This window comes from Streptomyces sp. NPDC046870, from assembly GCF_040704595.1.
GTDB classification, from domain to species: domain Bacteria; phylum Actinomycetota; class Actinomycetes; order Streptomycetales; family Streptomycetaceae; genus Streptomyces; species Streptomyces argyrophylli.
Map to the genome: position 1 here is coordinate 457353 of NZ_JBEYXM010000002.1, position 22120 is coordinate 479472.

Annotated in this window: 18 protein-coding genes and 2 pseudogenes; 13 read left to right on the plus strand and 7 right to left on the minus strand. The window is 68.8% G+C overall.

Annotated elements, in window-relative coordinates; genetic code table 11:
* Positions 1 to 39 precede the first annotated feature (39 nt).
* The 3 genes from AB0946_RS06525 to ilvA form a co-directional block, all read right to left on the minus strand.
* The gene (locus AB0946_RS06525) at positions 40 to 891 is read right to left on the minus strand and encodes an ABC transporter permease (protein WP_366759478.1); all 852 of its coding nucleotides are present in this window, start codon (positions 889 to 891) and stop codon (positions 40 to 42) included.
* The gene (locus AB0946_RS06530) at positions 888 to 1871 is read right to left on the minus strand and encodes an ATP-binding cassette domain-containing protein (RefSeq protein ID WP_366759479.1); all 984 of its coding nucleotides are present in this window, start codon (positions 1869 to 1871) and stop codon (positions 888 to 890) included. The genes AB0946_RS06525 and AB0946_RS06530 overlap by 4 nt, the downstream gene beginning before the upstream one ends.
* Positions 1872 to 2101: 230 nt before the next feature.
* Complete coding sequence (gene ilvA / locus AB0946_RS06535) at positions 2102 to 3331, minus strand: threonine ammonia-lyase (protein WP_366759480.1); 1230 nt, start codon at positions 3329 to 3331, stop codon at positions 2102 to 2104.
* A gap of 162 nt (positions 3332 to 3493) precedes the next feature.
* Here ilvA and AB0946_RS06540 point away from each other — a divergent pair, with 162 nt between their 5' ends.
* From AB0946_RS06540 to AB0946_RS06550, 3 genes are all read left to right on the plus strand, one after another.
* On the plus strand, positions 3494 to 4000 hold the full coding sequence (locus AB0946_RS06540; RefSeq protein WP_181140640.1) for a MarR family transcriptional regulator: 507 nt from the start codon (positions 3494 to 3496) through the stop codon (positions 3998 to 4000).
* A gap of 136 nt (positions 4001 to 4136) precedes the next feature.
* On the plus strand, positions 4137 to 4640 hold the full coding sequence (locus tag AB0946_RS06545; protein WP_366759481.1) for a sigma factor-like helix-turn-helix DNA-binding protein: 504 nt from the start codon (positions 4137 to 4139) through the stop codon (positions 4638 to 4640).
* A 94-nt stretch (positions 4641 to 4734) separates the two neighbouring features.
* Complete coding sequence (locus AB0946_RS06550) at positions 4735 to 4983, plus strand: hypothetical protein (RefSeq protein WP_366759482.1); 249 nt, start codon at positions 4735 to 4737, stop codon at positions 4981 to 4983.
* A 6-nt stretch (positions 4984 to 4989) separates the two neighbouring features.
* Here the strand turns inward: AB0946_RS06550 and AB0946_RS06555 are convergent, their stop codons facing one another.
* Positions 4990 to 6147, minus strand: coding sequence for a cystathionine gamma-synthase (locus tag AB0946_RS06555; protein ID WP_366759483.1), 1158 nt, complete (start codon positions 6145 to 6147; stop codon positions 4990 to 4992).
* A gap of 260 nt (positions 6148 to 6407) precedes the next feature.
* On the opposite strand from AB0946_RS06555, the gene AB0946_RS06560 reads away from it, so the two are divergent.
* The 8 genes from AB0946_RS06560 (at position 6408) to AB0946_RS06595 (ending at position 17445) form a co-directional block, all read left to right on the plus strand.
* Complete coding sequence (locus AB0946_RS06560; protein ID WP_366759484.1) at positions 6408 to 7526, plus strand: hypothetical protein; 1119 nt, start codon at positions 6408 to 6410, stop codon at positions 7524 to 7526.
* A 210-nt stretch (positions 7527 to 7736) separates the two neighbouring features.
* Positions 7737 to 9368, plus strand: coding sequence for a M48 family metalloprotease (locus AB0946_RS06565; protein ID WP_366759485.1), 1632 nt, complete (start codon positions 7737 to 7739; stop codon positions 9366 to 9368).
* Positions 9369 to 9452: 84 nt separating this feature from the next.
* Positions 9453 to 10571, plus strand: coding sequence for a hypothetical protein (locus AB0946_RS06570; protein ID WP_366759486.1), 1119 nt, complete (start codon positions 9453 to 9455; stop codon positions 10569 to 10571).
* A gap of 89 nt (positions 10572 to 10660) precedes the next feature.
* Complete coding sequence (gene msrA, locus AB0946_RS06575; RefSeq protein ID WP_366759487.1) at positions 10661 to 11332, plus strand: peptide-methionine (S)-S-oxide reductase MsrA; 672 nt, start codon at positions 10661 to 10663, stop codon at positions 11330 to 11332.
* Positions 11333 to 11851: 519 nt separating this feature from the next.
* Positions 11852 to 12178 carry a hypothetical protein gene (locus tag AB0946_RS06580; protein WP_366759815.1) on the plus strand — a complete coding sequence of 109 codons (327 nt, stop codon included), beginning with the start codon at positions 11852 to 11854 and terminating at the stop codon, positions 12176 to 12178.
* Positions 12179 to 12186: 8 nt separating this feature from the next.
* The gene (locus AB0946_RS06585) at positions 12187 to 14196 is read left to right on the plus strand and encodes a caspase family protein (RefSeq protein WP_366759488.1); all 2010 of its coding nucleotides are present in this window, start codon (positions 12187 to 12189) and stop codon (positions 14194 to 14196) included.
* A gap of 861 nt (positions 14197 to 15057) precedes the next feature.
* Positions 15058 to 15753, plus strand: coding sequence for a DUF4145 domain-containing protein (locus AB0946_RS06590; protein ID WP_366759489.1), 696 nt, complete (start codon positions 15058 to 15060; stop codon positions 15751 to 15753).
* Positions 15754 to 16530: 777 nt separating this feature from the next.
* The gene (locus AB0946_RS06595; protein ID WP_366759491.1) at positions 16531 to 17445 is read left to right on the plus strand and encodes an aminoglycoside phosphotransferase family protein; all 915 of its coding nucleotides are present in this window, start codon (positions 16531 to 16533) and stop codon (positions 17443 to 17445) included.
* A 3-nt stretch (positions 17446 to 17448) separates the two neighbouring features.
* Here AB0946_RS06595 and AB0946_RS06600 read toward each other — a convergent pair.
* A pseudogene (locus tag AB0946_RS06600) lies at positions 17449 to 18131 on the minus strand (sporulation protein); the annotation flags it as partial.
* 253 nt (positions 18132 to 18384) lie between these two features.
* Positions 18385 to 19872: a recombinase family protein gene (locus tag AB0946_RS06605; RefSeq protein WP_366759492.1), complete on the minus strand. Its 1488-nt coding sequence runs from the start codon at positions 19870 to 19872 to the stop codon at positions 18385 to 18387.
* Positions 19873 to 19918: 46 nt separating this feature from the next.
* Between AB0946_RS06605 and AB0946_RS06610 the strand changes: the two are divergent.
* Positions 19919 to 20017, plus strand: a pseudogene (locus AB0946_RS06610) (peptide-methionine (S)-S-oxide reductase); the annotation flags it as partial.
* Between the two features lie 104 nt (positions 20018 to 20121).
* Positions 20122 to 20847 (plus strand): Type 1 glutamine amidotransferase-like domain-containing protein, encoded by a 726-nt coding sequence (locus AB0946_RS06615; protein ID WP_366759493.1) that lies wholly within the window; start codon positions 20122 to 20124, stop codon positions 20845 to 20847.
* Between the two features lie 165 nt (positions 20848 to 21012).
* Here AB0946_RS06615 and AB0946_RS06620 read toward each other — a convergent pair whose 3' ends face one another.
* Positions 21013 to 22053 (minus strand): NAD(P)-dependent alcohol dehydrogenase, encoded by a 1041-nt coding sequence (locus tag AB0946_RS06620; RefSeq protein WP_366759494.1) that lies wholly within the window; start codon positions 22051 to 22053, stop codon positions 21013 to 21015.
* Positions 22054 to 22120: the final 67 nt, after the last annotated feature.

Genomic DNA, 22120 nt, shown 5'->3' on the forward strand with positions numbered 1-22120 from the left:
TTCGGGCCGTCCCGCGGCGGTTCCGCCGCCGTGGCGCTGTCAGGCGGTCGCGGAGCGGTACTTGCGCACGGCGAGGGTGCGGAAGACCAGGATGATCACGACCGACCAGATCAGCGAGGCCAGGACCGGGTGCTGCATGGGCCAGGCGTCGGGTGTCCGGAAGCCCGGCGGCAGGTTGCCGAACAGCTCACGGCAGGCCTGGACGGTGGCGCTGAACGGGTTCCACTCCGCTATGTGCCGCAGGAAGACCGGCATCTGGTTCGCGTCCACGAAGGCGTTCGAGATGAACGTCAGCGGAAACAGCCAGATCAGACCGCCCGAGGTCGCCGCCTCCGGGGTGCGCACGGACAGGCCGATGAGCGCGCCGATCCAGGAGAACGCGTAGCCGAGCAGCAGGAACAGGGCGAATCCGGCGAGCACCTTGCCGAAGTTCTCGTGCGTGCGCCAGCCGACCAGCACGGCGACGACCGCGAGGACGAGCAGGGTCAGCGCCGTCTGGACCAGGTCGGCGAGGGTGCGCCCGGTGAGGACCGCGCCGCGTGCCATGGGCAGGGAGCGGAACCGGTCGATGAGGCCCTTGTGCATGTCGTCGGCGATGCCGGCGCCGGCGCCCGCCGTGGCGAACGTGACGGTCTGGGCGAAGATGCCGGCCATCAGGAACTCGCGGTAGGCCTGCGTGGAGCTGGACGAGCCGACCTGGATCGAGCCGCCGAACACGTAGGTGAACAGCACCACGAACATGATGGGCTGGATCAGTCCGAAGATCAGCATCTCGGGGATCCGTCCCATGCGGATCAGGTTCCGGCGGGCCACGACCAGTGAGTCGCGGACGGATCTGACCACGGGGTTGCCGGGTGCCGCGACGGGCGCGGTGTCGGTGACGGCACTCATTTCACGGCCTCCTTGCCGGTGCGCTCGTCCTGCTCGGCGTTCTCCGCCGCGTGTCCGGTCAGGGACAGGAAGACGTCGTCGAGGGTGGGGCGGCGCAGCCCGACGTCGTCCATCTCTATCCCGCGCGAGTCGAGCTCGCGGATGACCTCGGCGAGCAGCTTGGCGCCGCCGGTGACGGGCACCGTGAGCTTGCGGGTGTGCTCCTCGACCGTGGTCTCGCCCTTGCCGAAGCCGCGCAGCACCTCCGCGGCGGCGGCCATCTCCTCCCGCTCGTGCACCACGACCTCGACGCGCTCGCCGCCGGTGCGGGCCTTGAGCTGGTCGGAGGTCCCCTTGGCGATGACCCGGCCGTGGTCGACGACCGCGATGTCATGGGCCAGGTGGTCGGCCTCTTCCAGGTACTGCGTGGTGAGCAGGAGCGTCGTACCGCCGGAGACGAGCTGTTTGATGACCTCCCACAGCTGCTGGCGGTTGCGCGGGTCGAGGCCCGTCGTCGGTTCGTCCATGAACATCACCGGCGGCGAGACCACGAGGGCCGCGGCGAGGTCCAGCCGGCGGCGCATGCCTCCGGAGTAGGTCTTGGCGGGGCGGTCGGCGGCGTCGGCGAGGTGGAACTGTTCCAGCAGCTCCGTCGCGCGTGCCTTGGCCGCCTTGGCCCTCATCTGGTAGAGCTGCCCGACCATCTGGAGGTTCTCCCGGCCGGTCAGGTACTCGTCGACCGCCGCGAACTGGCCGGAGAGGCCGATGGAGCGGCGTACGGCGTCGGGATGGCGCAGCACGTCCACGCCGGCGACCACCGCCTTGCCGCTGTCGGGGCGCAGCAGGGTCGTCAGGCAGCGGACGGCCGTCGTCTTGCCGGCGCCGTTCGGCCCGAGGAGGCCAAGGACCGTGCCCTCGGGCACGTCGAGGTCGACGCCGTCCAGTGCCCTTACGTCGCCGAAGGTCTTCACCAGGCCTTCGGCATAGATGGCACCTGGCATATGTGTCTCCACGTCGTCGGGGATTTTCGGGGACGGATTCTTCGCAAAGGCTAGGTTTGTTCGCCCGGCCGTGCCCGTGGTTTCCGCGGATGCGGAACACCGGTGCGCGCGGGTGCCGTGCACCTGCGGGCGGGCCGGCCGGCGACCACACGACACACCATAACGCGATGTATCGCGTCTCTCAAGAGACTTCGCTCGAACGGGTGGTGGCCGTGGCCGGCCGATCCGGGTCAGTCCATGACGGTGTAGCCGGCGTCCCGCAGGGACCGGCCGACCTCGGCGCAGTGCGCCGGGCCCTTCGTCTCCAGGTGCAGCTCCACCTCGGCCTCCGTCAGACCGAGCCGGGGACCGGTGCGGACGTGACTGACGTCGAGGACGTTGGCGTCGACCGCCGACAGCACCCCGAGCAGCGTGGCGAGCGCGCCCGGCCGGTCCGTCAGCCGCAGCCGGACGGCCAGGTAACGGCCCTGCGCGGCCATGCCGTGCCGCAGCACCCGCTGCATCAGCACCGGGTCGACGTTGCCGCCGGAGAGCACCGCGACGACCGGGCCCTCGAAGGCGTCCGGCGCGGCCAGCAGCGCCGCCACCGGGCTCGCCCCGGCCGGCTCCACGACCAGCTTGGCCCGCTCCAGGCAGAGCAGCAGCGCCGCCGACAACTGGTCCTCGCTGACCGTGCGCACCTCGTCGACCAGTTCGCCGACGATCCCGAACGGCACCACGCCCGGCCGCCCCACCTTGATGCCGTCGGCCATCGTCGCCGGGCTCAGCAACGACACCGGACGCCCGGCGGCCAGCGAGGGCGGGTAACAGGCGGCCCCCTCCGCCTGCACGCCGACGATCCGCACGTCCGGCCGCAGCGCCTTCACCCCCACCGCGATCCCGGCCGCGAGCCCGCCGCCGCCCATGCCGACGACGATCGTGCGGACCTCCGGGCACTGCTCCAGGATCTCCAGGCCGACCGTGCCCTGGCCGGCGATCACGTCCGGGTGGTCGAAGGGGTGGATGAACACCGCCCCGGTCCGGTCGGCGTACTCCTGGGCGGCGGCCAGCGTCTCGTCGACCACCTGGCCGTGCAGGCGCACCTCGGCGCCGTAGTCCCGGGTCGCGCTGATCTTCGGCAGCGGCGCGCCCTTCGGCATGAACACCGTCGCGTGCACACCGAGCAGGGCGGAGGCGAGCGCGACGCCCTGCGCGTGGTTGCCGGCGCTCGCGGCCACCACACCGGCCGCCCGCTCCTCCGGCAGCAGCCCGGCGATCCGCACGTAGGCGCCGCGCAGCTTGAACGAGCCGGTCCGCTGGAGGTTCTCGCACTTCAGGTGCACGGGGGCGCCGACCAGCTGGGACAGGTGCCGGCTGCCCTCCATCGCGGTCACACGGGCCACTCCCGAGAGCATCTTCTGGGCGCCGCGCACATCGTCGAGGGTCACGGAGCGCAAGGAGTCAGCCGTGCGGTAGCTCATGACTCCAGCATCGCAGTTCACGTTCGCGCACGACGGGTGTGACCAAGCAGCGAGACCGGTTCGTGCAGCGCCGGTACGGCGCGGCGCCGGGCCGCGTACCCTGTCCCCCAACCCAGCAGCCCTTCATGAAGCGAGCCTCCGGCCATGCCCACAACACCTGAAATGTCGATGGACATGACGACCGTCGGTGACACCGGTCTCCTCGACACCCTCCAGCACGAGGTGGCGGTGTTCGCCCGCCGTGCCGAACAGACGCGGCTCGGCGGCGTCGGCCAGGTGCGCAACTCCATGGACCGTGCCGCGTACCTGCTGCTCAACCGGCTCGACAACGAGGGCCCGATGGGCGTCAAGGCGCTCGCCGCGAGCATGGGCATCGACTCCTCCACGGTCACCCGGCAGGTGGCGCCCCTGGTCGACACCGGGCTCGTCAAGCGCACCTCGCACCCGGAGGACGGGCGCGCGGTGGTGCTCCAGCTGTCGCCGCGCGGCGCCGCGCGGCTGGAGGAGGTGCGCTCGTCCCGGCGTCAGCTCATGGCCGAGCTGACACACGACTGGGCACCGGAGGAGCGCGAGCAGTTCTGCGCGCTGCTCACCCGCTTCAACCACGCGCTCTCCGCGCGGATGACCGTCCAGGGCGTACCGGCGGCGGAGCAGCCCCCGGCCTCCTGACCGCGCGCCGCACCGCGCGGGTTCCGAGGTCTTGACCCCGGCCCGCCACTGGCCTGATATGAGACCGGGTCCGCAGAGGGGTTCGTCCGGACCGGCTCCGGCGGACCGGGGCGGGGCCCCGTCGGGGGGAGGCACGGTGGGGGATCGGCAAGTGGCCCGTGATGCCCGCCGGGCCCGCGAGTTCGAGGCGTTCGTCGCCGGTGCGGCCGGGCGCCTGCTGCACGCCGCCATGCTGCTCACCGCCGAGGCGCCGGACGCCAACCCGCGCGCGCGGCGCCTGCTGACGCTCGCGCTCGCCCACACCTACGCCCGCTGGGACCGGCTGCGCGGCGAGGACCCGTACGACTGCGCCCGCCAGTACCTCGCCACCCGCTTCGCGCGCACCACCTGGCACCGGTACGGCGTCCTCGGCCGCGCCCGGCCGGATCCGCGCAGCCCGCTGGCCGCGCTCGCGCCGCGCGAGCGGCTGGTCCTGGTCCTGCGGTTCTACGAGGGTGTGGCCGAGGAGCAGACGGCGGCCCTGCTCGGCCTGCCCGCGGAACGCGTCCACACCCTCTGCGACCGCGCGACGGCCGACGTCCTGCACCCCGCCCGCCCGGTCGCGCCCCGCGCGGCGAACACCGGGGCGGCACCGTCATGAGCCGCGCCGGCGACCTCGTACGGCGCGTCCCCTCGCACGGCCGCCACCGGAGCCCCTGCTCGCGCGACCGCCGGTCCGGCGGCGGGAGGCCGCGGTGAGACGGGGCGAGCGGGAAGCCGCCGTGCGGCGGATCATGGAACAGGGCGGGGCTCCGGTGCCGCCGGAGCTGCACGGTGACGCGGTGCGCCGCGGGGAACGCCTGCTGCGGCAGCGGCGGCTCGTCCGCCGGGTCCTGTGGCTGCTGGCCTGCGTCGCGGCCGTCGCCTTCGCGGTGTGGGCGGCCGACGCCCACCCCTGGGTGGAGCCGCCCTCGCAGACGACCCCACCGCTGTCCGGCTGGTGACCCCCGCTACTTGCCGAGGGCCTGCTGCAGGTCCTCCAGCAGGTCGTCGACGTTCTCGATGCCGACCGACAGGCGCACCAGGTCGGCCGGGACCTCCAGCGCGGAACCGGCGGCGGAGGCGTGCGTCATCCGGCCGGGGTGCTCGATGAGGGACTCGACACCGCCGAGGGACTCGCCGAGGGTGAACACCTGGGCGCGGTTGCACACGTCGACCGCGGCCTGCTCGCCGCCCTCGACCCGGAACGACACCATGCCGCCGAACGCCTTCATCTGCTTGGCGGCGACCTCGTGGCCGGGGTGCTCGGGCAGCCCCGGGTAGAGCACGCTCGTCACGCGCGCGTGCCGGGACAGCATGTCGGCGATCTTCGTGGCGTTCTCGCTGTGCCGGTCCATGCGCACCGCGAGGGTCTTGGTGCCGCGCAGCACCAGCCAGGAGTCGAAGGGGCCGGCGACCCCGCCCATGGCGTTCTGGTGGTAGGCCAGTTCCTCGCCGAGCCCCGGGTCGGAGACGATCAGCGCGCCGCCGACCACGTCGGAGTGGCCGCCCATGTACTTGGTCAGGGAGTGCACGACGACATCGGCGCCGAGCGCCAGCGGCTGCTGGAGGTAGGGCGTGGCGAAGGTGTTGTCGACGACGAGCTTCGCGCCCGCGTCGTGGGCGACCTGGGCGACGGCGGCGATGTCGGTGATGCCGAGCAGCGGGTTGGAGGGGGTCTCCACCCAGACGGCCTTGGTCTTCGGGGTGATCGCGGCCCGCACGGCGGCCGGGTCGCTGGTGTCGGCGACCGACCACTCCACCCCCCAGCGGGTGGCGACCTTGGCGAAGAGCCGGAAGGTGCCGCCGTAGGCGTCGTTCGGGATCACCACGTGGTCGCCGGGGGTGAGCAGCGTACGCAGCAGGGTGTCCTCGGCCGCCAGGCCGGACGCGAAGGCGAGGCCGCGGCGGCCGCCCTCCAGCGCGGCGAGGTTCTCCTCCAGGGCGGTCCGGGTCGGGTTGGCGCTACGGCTGTACTCGTAGCCGCCGCGGAGCCCGCCGACGCCGTCCTGCTTGTAGGTCGAGACCTGGTAGATCGGCGGGACGACCGCGCCGGTGAGGGGATCCGCGGTGTTGCCCGCGTGGATCGCGAGGGTCTCGAAGTGCTGACTGATGTGCCTGTCGCTCATGTGCACCGAGCGTAATGCGCCCGGCGGGATGGTGACGCCCGCCATGAGCTCTCGTCGTGCCGCGCAATCCGGCCGTCACGCTCGGGCGGCCGGGGGGTTCCCGGCGGCACGCTCCGGGCCGCCCTGCCTCGTGAGCGTCATGGCCTCATGCGCCTCCTCCGCGCCGCCGAGGCGTCCCGGTGTCATGTCCTCGACCGGAGTTGTCCACAGTCCGGCGGCGGGGTTCGCCAATTGTCCGCGGCGTCTGGTTCGCTTGAGGCATGTCGATTCTCTGGCTGCTGATGGCGCTGCTCCTGCTGGGCTTCGTGCTGCTCCCGGTCGTACGGCGCAGGCGCGGGGTGATCGAGCAGGTTCCCCCGGGACACCCGGACGCCGCCGACCCCGCGGCCTACGGCTTCCTGCGCCAGGAGGAGCTGGACGTACGCCTGCCCGGCCCGGACGAGGACCTGCTCCAGGTCCTGGAGCTGGTGCAGCGCACGCAGGACTACCGGGCCGCCGCCCAGCTGCTGGCCGGCACCGAGTCCGAGGGCGAGCGGCGCTGGCAGCGGGTGCAGGCCTTCGCCGGTGCCGCCGCGCTGGAGTTGCAGCAGCGGCCCGGCGGGGTGCACGAGACGCCGGGCGGCCAGTGGCTGCGGGTGTGGCGGGCCGAGCAGCCCAAGGACGCGGGCGGCGCCGCCGTCCACGCGGAGTTCCTGGTGCAGCAGGCCTGGCGGACGTCGACGCCGGGCACGGACGACTTCCGGATCATCATGGAGGAGGCCCGGGACGCCTGTGCGCAGGCGGCCCTGCTGGCGCCCGGCGACCCGGTGCCCTACGTGACGGAGCTGTCCATCGCGCGCGGCCTGGCCTATCAGCACGCCGAGTTCGACCAGCTGTGGCTGAAGATCCTCGACCGCGCCCCGCACCACATGGGCGCGCATCTGGCCGCGTTGCACTACTGGTGCGAGAAGTGGCAGGGCTCGCGCGAGCAGGCGTACTCCTTCGCGGAGGCCGCCGCGGCCCGCGCCCCGGAGGGCTCGCTGCTCGCCGCGCTGCCGCTGTTCGCGGTGTTCGAGCACCTGCCGGAGGTGAACCTGGTCGCGAGCTTCTACCAGAGCGAGGTCGTCACCAAGGCGATCCACGGCGCGCTGCACGCCGTCCACGCGGCCGACCCCGAGGACCCCATGCTGCCGCACGTCCGGCATCTGCTGCTGTTCTTCCTGGTCCGCGCCGAACGCTGGTCGGAGGCCATGCAGCAGCTGATACACATCGACGGTCACGTCGGCGCGCTGCCGTGGATCCTGTCCACCGATCCGGCCGCCGAGTTCGCCCTGCACCGCGCGCTGGCCGTGGCCGGTTACGAGGCCAACGGCGGCAGCCCGGCCGGCCTCCCCGGCTGACGCGCCCCGCCTCCGGGCCCCTTCCCCGGACCACCACCCCTCCCTCCCCGTATCCGCATTGCCCTCCTGACCTGCGGTAGGGCATACTCCGGCATCCCCCCACACCGCACCACCGAGCACCGCCGGCACCGCCGAAGCACCACCCCCGACCGACCGGCCCGGCGCTCCGTCATGTCCCTTTTTCCGAGGTCCTGTGGGGGGATCTGCCCGATGGGCGCAACTCTGCGCGCGCTGCGCGCCCTCGTCCTGCTGCTCGGCTTCTACCTGCTGAGCCTCGTCCTGCTCGCCGCGCTGATCGGCATCGACGTCCTCGTGTACGGCTGGGGACACGGCCCGCTCACGGTGAAGGTCGGCTTCGTCACGGTACTGCTGGCCGTCCCCGTCGTCCGCGGCATGCTGATGCTGCGCACCCCGAAAGGCGAGGACGGGCCCGGCATCCCGGTCACCGAGGCCGACGAGCCCCGGCTGTGGGCACTGGTCCGGGAGCTGGCCGCGGCGGCCGGCACCCGCGCACCCGACCGCATCCTGCTCACCGGCGAGGTCAACGCGGCCGTCAGCGAGAACCCGCGGCTGCTCGGCCTGCTCCCCGGCCCGCGCCGGCTCTACCTCGGCGTCCCGCTGCTGACCGGTCTGACCGAGGCCCAGCTGCGGTCCGTACTCGCCCACGAGTTCGGGCACTTCACCGGCGGGGACACCCGGCTCTCCGCGCTCGTCGTGCGCGGGCGCGTGCAGATCGGCCGGGTCATCGGCCAGTTCCACGAGAAGGCGGACGACAAGGTGGCCGCCGACCGGGCCCGGCAGGAACGGGCGTCCGCCAAGCGGATCGCCAAGGGCAAGCAGGCCAAGCGGATCGACACGACCGGCGTCGGAACGACGTACCGGACGATGGCGAGGATCTACACCGCCTACGGCAGGCTCTACCTGCGCGCCTCCCTCTCCACCGCGCGCGGCCAGGAGTTCGCCGCCGACCTCACCGCCGCCCGGATCGCCGGACGCGACGCGACCGCGTCGGCGCTGCGCGAGATCCCCGTCCTGTCCGCCTCCCACGACTTCTACCTGGAGTCCTACGCCACCCTCGGCCTGCAGACCCGGCTGCTGCCGCCCCGCGGCGAGTTCTTCGGCGGCTTCGGCCGCCTGCTGACGGCCCGTGAACTGGAGCTGGCGGGGCTCCGCTCGCAGCTGCCGGACGAGCCGGCCGGACCGTACGACTCGCACCCGCCGATCGCCGAGCGCGTGCGCCGGGTCGAGGCACTGCCCGCGGACGGCCGCGCCGACGAGGCCAAGGGAGCGGCGCTGACCCTGCTGACCGACCCGGCGCGCACCCTGGCCGCCCTGGAGGACGCCGTCCTCGCCGACGAACTGCTCGGCTACCCGCGCGCGGCCGGCTGGGAAGAGCTGCTGGACGCCTCGATGGCCACGGGCCTGTCGACGGCGCGGACCCCGCTGCACCAGGCGCTGGCCCAGTACACCGGTCAGCCGGCGACGCTGTCCGCGCTGCTGGACGTCATCGACGACGGCCGGCTGTGGCGGGTGGCCGAACAGCTGCCGCTGTCGGAGGAGGCGGCCGCCGCGAAGGGGCGGGCGTTCCGCGAGTTCGTCCGGCCCGTGCTGCGCCGCTCGCTGCGCACCATGGTGCTGGCGGAGTTCAGCTCCCGTTCGCTGCTGCACTGGGAGTTCTCCTGGACCCGCCCGGCGACGGTGCGGCTGCCCGGCTGGGGCTCACAGACGGAGGACGACAATCCGGAGGCGGCACTGGAGGCCGCCGTGGAGGCGGCGGTCGCCGACCACCCCGAGACCACACGACTGCGGGCGCTCCTGCCCCCTGCGACCCAGAACGCCTGACGGGCCACGGGCCTGCCCACTGCCCGGCAGGCCCGCGCCGCCCACCCCTGCCGTACCTCCCGAAACGAACGGACCCGACCCCCGATGACCGTCCTCTTGTGGATCCTGGGCATCCTGGCCGTGCCCACGCTGCTCTTCGTGCTGTGGCTGGCCTGGGTGTTCCTCAAGGAGCTGTTCCACCCGAGCCCCGACGACGACGCGGAGGCGGCCGAGGCGGCGGAAGCCGCGCAGGCCGCGGAGAAGCTCGGGCTGCTGCCCGCCGAGCGGCAGAACACCGACCTGGCCGCACCCCTGCCGCCGGACTGGAGCGCCGCGCTCACCGCGGTCCGCGAGGGTGACTGGCGGCCGGCCGCCGACCTGCTCGCGGCGATCGGCCGGGACTGGGAGCGCCGGTCCGCGCTCGTGTACCTGCTGGCGGACCGCGCGGCCGAGGAGGACGCCTGGCTGCTGGCCTGGGAGGCCGAGCGGCGCGACGACCCCGACGCTGCCGTGGTCCGGGCGCGCAGCACGGTGATCCTCGCGTGGAAGCTGCGCGGTGCGAAGACCGCCCAGTACACGACCCGGGAGCAGGCCGAGGGCTTCCACCGCACGCTGGTCTCGGCCCGTGAGGAGATCACCCGCGCGGCGGCGCTGAACCCGGACGACCCGACGCCGTACGTCGCGGAGATATGGGTGGCGCTGGGCCTCGGCTATCCGAACGCCGAGATGGACAGGCTGTGGGCGGAGATCTCCGCCCGCGCCCCGCACCACTACGAGGCGCACTTCTCGGCGCTCCAGTACTGGTGCGCCAAATGGCGCGGCTCCGAGCGGCTGGCCTTCGAGTTCGCCGAACGGGCCGCCGCCGACGCGCCGTCGGGCAGCCTGCTGACGGCGCTGCCGCTCATCGCGCACTTCGAGCACGACGAGTCGGAGGACACCGCGGCCGACAACACGCCGGAGATGCTGGCCCAGGTCGAGGCGGCGCTCCAAGACGCCGCGGCGGCGGACCCGACCCACCCACGGTTGCCGGAACTGCGGCACCTGCTGGCGTTCTACCTGCACCTCCAGGACCGCAACGAGGCGGCGCTGGAACAGTTCACACTGGTGGACGGCCATGTGAACGCGCTGCCGTGGCGCTACCGGGGCGACATGGCCGGGCACTACTGCCGGGTCCGCGACACCGTGGTGCGGGCGGTCCGGGAGACCGCGGCGGCACCCGCCTGACCGGAATGCGGCGGGTGCCCCGGACGTTATCAGCGGTGCCGGCCGGCGAGGCCGCCGGCACCCCATCCCCCGACCGACAGGGAGACCCCATGCTCTTCGGCCGCACGCCCCGGCTGCCCACCCCCGAGCAGGCACTCACGGGCCGCCCCGCACTCCCCTACGAGGTCCCCGACCGGCACACCGTCCTCGGCACCCCGCTCCTCGGCCCGTACCCGGAGGGTCTGGAGGTCGCCGACTTCGCCCTGGGCTGTTTCTGGGGCGCGGAGCGCACGTTCTGGAAGCTCCCGGCGGGCGTGCACACCACTCTGGTCGGCTACCAGGGCGGCTACACCGAGAACCCGACGTACGAGGAGGTCTGCTCGGGCCTGACCGGCCACACGGAGGCCGTCCGCGTGGTCTACGACCCCCGGCGGATCTCGTACGACCGCCTGCTCAAGACCTTCTGGGAGTCCCACGACCCGACGCAGGGCTTCCGCCAGGGCAATGACGTGGGCACCCAGTACCGCTCGGCGATCTACACCCACACCCCCGAGCAGGCGGCTACGGCGCAGGCCTCCCGCGAGGCCTACCAGAAGGTCCTGACCTCCTCCGGCTACGGCACCATCACCACGGAGATCCTCCCGGCACAGGGCCGCGCCTTCTACCCGGCCGAGGCGTACCACCAGCAGTATCTTTCGGACACCAAAAACCCGGGTGGGTACTGCGGGCTGGGCGGCACGGGCGTGTCCTGCCCGATCGGCGTGGCCCAGGCGGATGGCTGATCTCTTCAAATCGACCCAACGGACGAGACGTTACAAGAACGCTGGTCCGGCGCCGGCTTCGAGTGTTCACGCGCGCTGAGGTGGTGAGGCACTCGATCAGGTGATTGAGGCGCTGCGGGGGGTGAGCGAGGAGGAGGAGGCTGCGGTGCTTGCTGCGGTTGGCGTCTCTCGCCTCGCGGCCCCGCTGGTGGTGTCTCGAACACCGCTATCGGAGGCCGGCGCCTCACCACACATCGTCTCCGAGCTGAAGTCGATCTGCCCCCTCCAGCCTCATGATCGGCTGTACGGCGCGGTGTGTCCCCTCTCAATCAGGGAGGGGACTCGCTGCTGTCCACCCACTCAGGACGGGGATGTCGTGGGTGCTGCTCCATCGAAGAATGCCCACCCTCAGGTCCGCAGACCACTCTGAGAGCAACTGTACGGATATAGTCCTGTGATGACTGGGTGTCACCTAAACTGGCTGCAGCCACGCGACTGGCACAGGGGACGGAGGGGACTGACATCATGATGCGGATCAAAATGGTTGGCCCAGGCGCTGACGAGGAACTGCGTTCATTCCGCTCATGGCTCTTGGAGACCCCCGAGATTCGACAGCACGCCAAGATCTCATGGGTAACTACCGAGCCCCGTCCAGGAGAAATGGGTGCTGGCACACTCGATACGCTCCAGTTGGTAACGGATAATTTCTGGCAGATCACAACCTTTTCGCTAAGCTATCTCGCATGGAGAAAGACGCGGAAAAGGCCGTCACAGGTAACGATCGAACATAACGGGAAAGTCGTCACCCTGGAGGGCGGCGATAGCGCCACGGTCGAAGGTATTATGCGGGCGCTCACGGAGGAGTAGCGGCATCCGTGACCTTTCCTGACCCTTACAAATCTCGGGCTGTCATAATTGGCGTCAGCGAGTACACGACTCTACCGTCACTGCCCGCAGTGAGAAGCAACGTCGAGGCCCTGAAGGAAATCCTGACGACCCAATTGTCGTGGAACCTTCCGTCTGAGCACTGTGTGGTGATCCAGAACCCAAGGACCCCGGAAGAGCTGGTAGATCCGATCGTGCAGAGTGCAGAGGAAGCTACCGACACACTGCTTGTGTATTACGCTGGCCATGGCCTTAAAGGGGCTAATAGGGGAGAGTTTCGCCTGAGTCGTTCTACCTCCAGGGCTGGCGCTTCTCATACTTCCACAGACTATAATGACATCCGGGAAGCGCTTATTGAGTCAACTGCGGCTCGCCGAATAGTCATCCTTGATTGCTGTTACGCTGCTAGCGCCCTCGGAGTGATGGCAGATCCTGCCCATGCCGTAGCCGAAGATGCAGTGGTTGAGGGAACCTACCTTATTGCCGCAGCAGGCGAAACCCAAGTCGCCATGTCGGACGACGGCGGCGGCTTCACTGTATTCACGGGTGAGCTAGTACGCCTCATTCGAGCCGGTGTACCTGATGAGACTAAGAGATTCATCGACCTGGATACAGCGTTTACCCACCTGAGGAGTTCACTGCGCGCCAAAGCCCGCCCCCTACCTCACAAGAGGGTGCGTAATTCACCCGGAGGTCTGACACTCGCCAAGAATAAAAAATGGCGGGGATGGGGCGATTTTCCTCCTGCCAGAGAAGCACAGAAGCTGGAACCGCCTAAAATAGAGCAAGTCCCACAGGCGGCGGCTGGCCCATTGAGCAATATTCTGGACGGCCGCGGGTGGCCGACGACCGAGAACGCTCAGCCCTCCAGTTCAGCTGCTTCTGTGGAGGCGGCCACCCCGGCGGTGCCGGGCTTGCTCCCTGCTGATGAGCGCCGCCCTGGCGGGTGGCCTACGGCCAAGAAAACTCAGCCCCCCAGCTCTGCTCCTCCCACGGAGGCCGCCCCGGCAGTGCCGGGCCTGCTCGCCCCCGATGAGCGTCGCCCTGGCGGGTGGCCTACGACCAAGAAGGCTCAGCCCCCCAGCTCTGCCCCTCCCGCGGAGGCCGCCCCGGCAGTGCCGGGCCTGCTGGCTCCAGCCGTTGAGGGGTCGGGCTTGCTCCCTGCTGATGAGCGCCGCCCTGGCGGGTGGCCTACGGCCAAGAAGACTCAGCCCTCCAGCTCTGCTCCTCCCACGGAGGCCGCCCCCACGGATCGACCACGGCCCGGCGCATGGCCGGTGGCTAAGAAAGCTGCGCCACCTCTTGCGGAAGCTGTCAACTCCGACAGTGAACGCACTGTTTGGCCGAATGTGAAACAGCCTCCACGTAGAGATGCAACCGGACTGCCAGCATTTGAGCAAGTGTGGTCGAGAATTCTCGAAGAAGTTAAAGGACGGCGACGATTCGCCTGGATTCTCCTCAGGGATACTGCTAAAGTGGTCCAGTTCGATGGCGAGACCATCGAACTTGAATTTTTGAATGAATCGTCTAAGGCTAACTATTGGTCAGCAGGTGTGCAGCATGTCCTTGGGGATGTGATCCGAGAGAAATTTGATATATCGTGGCGAGTCGAGGTCGCAGATCGGAAGGCCCCAGCTCCTGCGGTAACGGCGAGAGTAAGCGACGGGACTGGAGAATCGACACGCCGCCCTGGTGAATGGCCGAAGAGTCCGAAGCTGAACTCTGCAGAAGGGGCAGGCGGGCTCTCGGAAATACAAAAATTGTGGTCGACCATCCTTGAGGTTGTTAAAACGCAGCGACGCTTTACCTGGCTTCTCCTGAGTCAGAACGCAAAGGCGACTCGGCTTGACGGAAATAAGCTGCGGATCGAATTTATCAATGAGGGATCCAGGGAGACTTTCATGTCTAGTGGATCTCATGAGGTTATGGAGCGAGCGATCTGCGAACATTTTGGAACTTCATGGGAAATTGACGTAGCGACTCGGAGGGAACCTAACTAGGCGACAGCAGGGAAGGGGTGAATGCAGAGAGGTCGCAAGGGGCACTTTGTGAGATCAAGGGAACCAATCTCAGTTGTGACACCAGTCCACCTGCGAAACAAACTCACCTGGCGGTCAAGAACGCGGTCCGACGCCCGGCGCGGGTGGCCACGCGCACGAGGCGGAGATAACTGCGGCGTTGGCGGCGGTCGATGCTTCGCGCCCTCGCCGGTTGGCGCCGCTGCCAGGCCCGGAGGCGGGGTGGGCCTGAGGGTCAGTACATGCTTGTCCACGACCGTGTGGCTCCAACGAATCTCCTTCCCTGACTGGGAAGGCGGCTCGCTGGTCTTCGGTGGCCGTGTGTCCGTGCGCGGCGCTGAGGAGTGCCCGACGCAACTGATTTGCAAGTCGTTCCACGTCGTCCAGCCCCGGCTGCGTTGCAGGCGCCGCTCCTGCCTTCGGCCCACTCCGCCCGCGCTGCTCCGACACGCGTCCACATGTGGATAGGGCCGGTGATCATGACTCGAGCATCGCGTAGCGGGCCAGAGCAGTGACTCCGGCGGGGGATGGGCCAGCACCGAGATGGAGGGGGCGCCGTTTCCGTCCGCAGGTCCGTCGTGGCGTACGCGGGGTGCTCCTATCCCGTACGCCATCGACCTAGGCAGCCGAGCAGACGTGGCCCATGGCGTCCAAGTCGTTCGTACAGTGGCGCGCTCCACCTAAACGCCATGAACCACGCATGCTCCACGGTGTGTGGGTCGACGGCGTACGGGATGGGAGTTGGGGTGATTGGTGGGATGGGTCGAGGGCAGCTTCCCGATATGACTTCACCTTCGATGAATTGACTGTCTGTCAGTGGGAAATGGTGCCAGAATCGTCTCCATGAGCGAACGATTTGGCACAGACGTGCTGATCACGTGCCCGCACTGCGAACGGCCCACGCTCGCCGTGGTGGTTGGGGAAGCGTCTGGTATCGACGAGGACGGCAGCCCCCCGTATCTGCTTGAGCTGGTCCGCTGCAGTAAGTGCTCAAAGCCCTTTCTCGCTGTCGAGGAGGACTACGGAGAAGGGTGGGACGGGGAACCCGGTGTTCTATGGCCGGAACAGCAGCGACCCCTAAGCTTGCACGTACCTGAGGACCTACGCCGCGTGCACGCAGAGGGGCGACGGTGCTTTTCTGCGAAGGCGTATACAGCAACTGCTGTGATGGTGCGCCGCACGCTAGAGGCCGTATGCGTCGATCAGGGAATGGTCAGCGATGCTCCAGGCCGCCCGAAACCATTGTTTAAAATGCTCGAAGAGATGCGCGATCAAGGAAAGATCGATGGTCGTCTCTTCGAGTGGGCGCATGAGCTCCGCAGCCTCGGCAACCAGGGGGCTCACTACAGCAGCACGTCTGTAACACGGGAAGATGCTGCTGACGGACTAGCCCTAGCAGAGGCCCTGCTCGACTATCTATACGTGCTTCACGCCCAATTCAATGCGTTCAAGCAACGACGGCAGGACGCGCAAGAAAAGCGACAGGCTCATAAGGTTCCGCCGCCAAATCCCAAACCGACGACTAGACAAGAAGCGTAGGCCCTAGCCAGAGGTTCCCCGTGCCAGAACCGTGCCAGGGGCGGGGACTCAGGGTGAACTGCGGCTGCTGCCAGGGACCACAGCGGACAGACACCCAAGTCGGTATCCCGCTGGTCAGACGACAAGTTGCCCCGCCTCGCTCCTGAAGCGGTGGTAGCCGGCAGGCCCGCACACATCTGCATCCGGGGGTCGTAGCGCGAGTGTGTGTGGCTACCTGCCCTCTCGCAACGCTAAACGTCAACGTTCCCCCTTCCATGCTGAGAAGGGGGAACTCGGTCATGCAGTCGCCTACAAGCTAGTCCAGCAGTGCGCTTGTTGGGATATGCGAAGCTGGCGCTTCCTATTGGAAGTCCCGATACATCACTCAGTTACTGCACTCGCTCAAGCGGATGGTCGTCTTGCAGTTAGATCTGATGCCGGATTGCTTGCTATTTCGCTTGACCAAAACTGGTTCGACTTGGCCGATTAGCAGCCCGAAAGTGGCGCGAGGAGGATAGCGGTATGGGCTTTCGTGGCATGTGCGCCGGATTCTGTGTCCGTTGGAACAGGTGACGGAATTCTATGTGTGCTCTGCCGGGCTGACGGCTTTGATGGCAGCAGCATGCGGCGGATTTTCCAACACGGTCACCCGGCACGCCCTTGATGCAGCGCTGTCTCTGGGGGTGGACAGAGCACCGCTTCCCACAGATACGGTCGTTGCTGTGTCTGGCGCGCGTCGGGTTGGTCACCTAGACGTGCGCCGGTTGATCGCGCGCGACTAGGGGAGCTGGTACGGACATGGCGGTTGACGCTGCTCGATCGCAAGAGGGGTTCACGTCCACGAGGGCTACGAAGGTGATGCATTTGGCCTGCAAGGCGGCTGGCCTGGATGACACGGACGCAGAGTTGATTCGCCTCGGGGAAAACGCGCTGTTCCGACTGGCTACTGCACCAGTGATCGTTCGGGTAGCTCGGGGTGAACCATGGTTGCCGAAGGCTCGTGTCGAGGTTGCTGTCGCCAAGTGGCTGGCTGCGGAAGGCTTCCCGGCATCCCGACTCGTTGACGGCCTGGAACAGCCGCTTCTGATCGACAGCCATCCGGTGACCTTCTGGCGCCTCATCGTGGAAGGTGACCGCAAGGCCACGTACGGCGAACTGGGCGGCATCCTGCGGGACCTGCACTCCATGACGTTGCCCGCCGGTCTTGAGCTGCCGGCGTTCGATCCCTTCGACAAGCAAGAGCTGCGGATCAGTAGGGCGCCGATCTCGGACGATGACCGGATCTTCCTCCGCAAGCGGTGGCAGGAGTTGCGCGGTCAGTTCGAGGAGTTGTCGTTCGATACTCCGGAGGGGCCGGTGCACGGTGATGCCCACGTGCAGAACCTCATGGTGAACGATCGGGATGAAGTGATCCTGATTGACTTCGAGGCTTTCTGCTTCGATCACCCCGAGTGGGACCTGATGGTCACGGCGGTCGAGCACCACAGCCTTGGGTGGCAGAGCGATGAGCAGTACGCCGACTTCGTGCGAGCCTACGGGCGGGACCTGTACGACTGGCCTGGCTACGACACGCTCCGGCGGCTCCAAGAGTTCGGCATGACGACGTGGCTCATGCAGAACGTGCGGGAGAGCGAGGAGACGGCGGCCGAGTACCGCCGGCGCATCGCTGGGTTGCGTAACGACGACGCGCCGCGCGACTGGCGTCCCTGGTAGCTGCTACTCGTCGTCGTCCAGGCGGGCGAGTGCTTCGTTCACCTGCTCGTTGAAGGCTACGACGGCGGGGTGGGCGGCGTGCGCGCTGACCTCGGCCTGGAAGTCGGTGACGTAGCGCTGGAAGCGGGAGGACTGGAGGGAGTCGCCGCCGTCCACAGCAAGGCTCGCGGTGGTGACGGCGGCTTCCAGTTCGCCGTTCAGTAGCTGGCTCTGGGCGAGCACCATGCGGCAGAAGCCCAACGTGCGGGCATATTGCGGGTCGGTGGTGTCCACGGCGCGCTGTGCGTGCTCTACGGCTTCGCGTCGCATTTTCAGGTCCCTGAAGCAGTGGCAGAATTCGCCCAAGAGTTCGGCATCATCGAAGTAGCTCAGCCATGCCGGGTCATCGGCGCTGTCGGCCCGCTCGAAGTTTCGTTCCGCTTGGTTCATCGCGTCGGCCGCCCGGCTCGATCGCCGGCGTTGGAGAGTGCGCGCGCCTCCATCGCCCAGTAGTTCGCCATGGCTCGCGGGGTGGCTCGGCCTTTGGCACCCTCGACGGCTGCGCGGGCGAGCTGGATGGCTTGGGTGTGGTTGCCCAGGTAGTTGGCCTGGTGGCTGAGGTTGCCCAGGATGCGCGCCCCGAACATGCGGTCATCGATGACCTGGGACAGCCGCAGTGTGGACGTGAGGTAGCGGTGGGCAAGCCGCGTGGAGCGAGGAACGCTGGCACCGCGTCGCCAGGATTCTTGGGATTGAACTGATGGAGGACCCTCGCGGAGGAGGGCACCGCAAGAGACGGGCGCCTAACGAATGAGTGGGGGGTGGGGCCATGGATCCCATTCCAGTCCCGAGCTGGCTGCCGGGGACCTTCAATACCCACCCCCCATCGCCGCGAGTCCCGCAGGATCTCCGTCCGGCCGAGTACGGCGACCGTACTCGGACCTACTGACAATCCGGCTCTCAGCCGTCCCTCCATTTGAGAACAAGGAGGTCCGGGTTGAAGGGGCGCCTTCCCCCTCCCCCGACCGGTAGAACGATCACCGCGTGGAGTGCCTCACGGACGAGTGCCCGCTTCTGGGCCATGTCGAGGTCGCCTGAGAACCACCGCTCTCGCACGTTCGCGGTCACCTTCGACGCTCGCTGAACGCGCAACGCGTGCTCGGTGCGTTCCTTGCGCAGCTCTTTGATGCGGACTTCCATCTTGTGGTTCTCCGGGAAGAACAGCTCATCCGAGATGAGGTCGTCCTGCCACTTCTGGAGCATGGTCCGTTGCTTCCTCGTGAGCCGTTCCAGCTCTTCCGCCCCGTCCCACTCCCCCTCGCTCTCGCGCTTGACGGCGGCGCGCTCCTCCAGCTTGGCCAAGACAGCTTCCGTCACGTACTCATCCACCTTCACGCCGTTCCGCCCACTGCCGCCACACCCGCCCATGGAGCGTGCAGGGCACTGGTAGACGAACCCACCCGACAGGTCCCGCCGTGTGCTGACGCGCATCGGCGCGTTGCAGATCCGGCCGTCAGGCTTGGGCTTGCCACATCGCAGTATCCCTGTGAGCAGGTGGGAAGGCGTCCGGTAGTCCGTCACCGTCCCATCGGCCTTGACGTTGGGCTTGATCCTTGCCGAGAAGAGGGCATCGATCGCCATCCACTCTTTCGGCGTGATGATCGGCTCCCACTGGCCCACCACGGGGATGCCATCGGCGTCTCGCACCAACTCCCCGTTGTGGCGTCGCCATCCGCACAGCCGGGGATTCCACAGCGCGAGCTTGAGTGATCGGGCACTCCATGCATTGCCATGGACGGTCCGCACGTCCTCCTCGCGCCACTGCAAGAGGATCGAGTGCAGCGACTTCCCGGCAATCGCGTCACGGGCCGCTTGGGCAAGTCGCTCCGCTTCCTCGGGGCGAAGCGTCCGCTTGTCGTCGTTCCAGCCGAACGGGCGCTTACCACCCACAGGGATGCCCTGCTCTGCCCGGCGACGGTGCGAGCGGCGCGTGCGACGTCGGATCTTGCGCACCTCCGCCTTGGAGATGACGACGCCGAACAATCCCATGGACTCGACGTCTTCGTTGTAGAGATCCTTGAGGCCCTTGGCGTCCGCGTACAGCCGGCCGTCTTCGTACGTCAGAGCGTCCACGAATCGTTCGTAGTCGCCCACCCGCCTCACAAGACGGTCGTCCGCGACGACGATCACACCGCGCACTGCCTGGCCGTCCGGCAAGCGGCCGGCCTTCAGCGCCTTGAGCATCGCTTCAAAGTCCGGCCGGACGAGGTCGGCCTTCGCCGCAGAGTGATCGTTGTCCGTGTAGTAGTGCACGATTCGGCATCCGACCGCGGCTGCCGTCTCGTCGTTGACCTTGTGTTGGTCCTCCACCCCGTGGGCGTCCCTGGCCAGGTCAGCCGAGATCCGGGCGTACGCCACCACCGGTACTAAGTGATCGTTGTTGCTCATGCCAACTCCCCGAGTTCCGTGAGGAGTTCTTATGCTGCACCAAGTTGAGGGCTACCACCAGCAGTACCTCGACAAGAACCCCGCGGGTTACTGCGGGCTGGGCGGGACCGGGGTGTCCTGCCCGGTCGGGGTCGCGCGAGCCTGACACGGCCGGCGCGGGGCTGAGCTGATTCCGGCGACGGCTCCGGGCCTCTCCCCGTAGATTCGCCCCCGTGTCGAGACGGTTCGGCGCGGAGCGAAGGGGAGGGCATGGGCAGTCGGGTTTTTCTCATCGGTGGGGGCTGGGACCACGCCGAGGTGTATGAGCCGTTCCTGCGGGAGCTGGGCGGTGAGCGGCGGGTCGGGTGCCTGGTCCTCGACGAGGGGGACGGGGCCGCGCAGTTCGAGCGGTACGCGGCGGCGCTCGGCAAGGCCGGGCCGCCGTGCACACCGGTGCCGCTGCTCGTGCCGCTGGGCGGACGGTTCGAGCCGGAGGCCGTGCTGGACGGGATCGACGGGCTGCTGGTGTGCGGTGGGCTGACGCCCGCCTACCTGGACGCGCTCGCGGACTGCCTGGAGCGGCTGCCGGCGCTGCTGGCGGCGCGCGGGATGCCGTACGCCGGTTTCTCCGCCGGCGCCGCCGTGGCCGCGCGACGGGCCGTCGCCGGCGGCTGGCTGCTGGACGGGGTCCCGGTGTGCGCGGAGGAGACCGGGGAGGACCTGGCGGAGATCGAGGTCCGGCCGGGGCTCGGCCTGGTGCCGTTCGCGGTGGACGTGCACGCGGCCCAGTGGGGCACGCTGGCGCGGCTGGTGACGGCGGTGGCGCGGGGGGACGCGCCGTACGGGGTCGCCGTGGACGAGAACACGCTGCTCATGGTGGGGGACGGCGAGGCCCGGGTGGCCGGGTCCGGCCGGGCCCATGTCGTACGGCCGGCGGACGACGGAGCCGTCACGGTGCGGGCGTACGGCGCCGGGGAGGGATTCGGTCTCGGATAGTGCCCCGAAGGGGCGCGGGGAACTGCGCGAACGGCCGCCACGACGGTCCGCACCCGGCAGACCGCCCGCGCCCCCGCAGCTGATCCGCCGAAGGCCGTAGCCCGGCAGGACTACGGCCTCGCAGGGCTACGGCCTGTCAGCGCTACGGCCGGGCAGGACCGCAGGTCAGATCGTGGCCGTGTCGATCACGAAGCGGTAGCGGACGTCGCTCGCCAGCACCCGCTCGTACGCCTCGTTGACCTCGGCCGCGCTGATCAGCTCGATCTCCGCGCCGATGCCGTGCTCGGCGCAGAAGTCCAGCATCTCCTGGGTCTCGCGGATGCCGCCGATCATGGAGCCGGCGAGCGTCTTGCGGCCGCCGATCACCGAGAAGAGGTTGAGCGCGACGGGCTCCTCGGGGGCGCCCACGTTCACCAGCGCGCCGTCCGTCTTCAGCAGCGACAGCAGCGCGCCGAAGTCCATCGGCGCGGACACGGTCGACACGATCAGGTCGAAGGTGCCGGCCAGTTCCTCGAAGGTCTTCGGGTCGCTGGTGGCGTAGTAGTGGTCGGCGCCCAGCTTGAGCCCGTCGTCCTTCTTGCGCAGGGACTGGGACAGGACGGTGACCTCGGCGCCCATGGCGTGGGCGATCTTGACGGCCATGTGGCCGAGCCCGCCCAGGCCGACGATCGCGACCTTCTTGCCGGGGCCGGCGTTCCAGTGGCTCAGCGGGGAGTAGGTGGTGATGCCCGCGCAGAGCAGCGGCGCGGCGACGTCCAGGGACAGCCCGTCGGGGATGCGCAGGACGTAGTTCTCGTCGACGACGATCTTCTCGGAGTAGCCGCCGTAGGTGGGCTCGCCGTCCTTGCCGACGGCGTTGTAGGTGCCGACCATGCCGTTGAGGCAGTACTGCTCCTCGCCTCGCAGGCAGTTCTCGCACTCGCGGCAGGAGTCGACCATGCAGCCGACCCCGACCCGGTCGCCCACCTGGAACTTCGTCACGCCGGCGCCGACCTCGGCGACCACGCCCGCGATCTCGTGGCCGGGGACCATCGGGAAGATCGCCTCGCCCCAGCCCTCGCGGGCCTGGTGGATGTCGGAGTGGCAGATACCGGCGAACTTGATGTCGATCAGGACGTCGTGCTCACCGACCGCGCGTCGCTCGATGGTCGTCCGCTCCAGCGGGGCCTTCGCGGCGGGCGCGGCGTATGCGGCAACAGTGGTCATGCGGAGGATCTCCTAGCGAGGGGTTCCGTGCCCGGCTGCCTTCCCGCCGGGCACGGTCTCCAGCCTG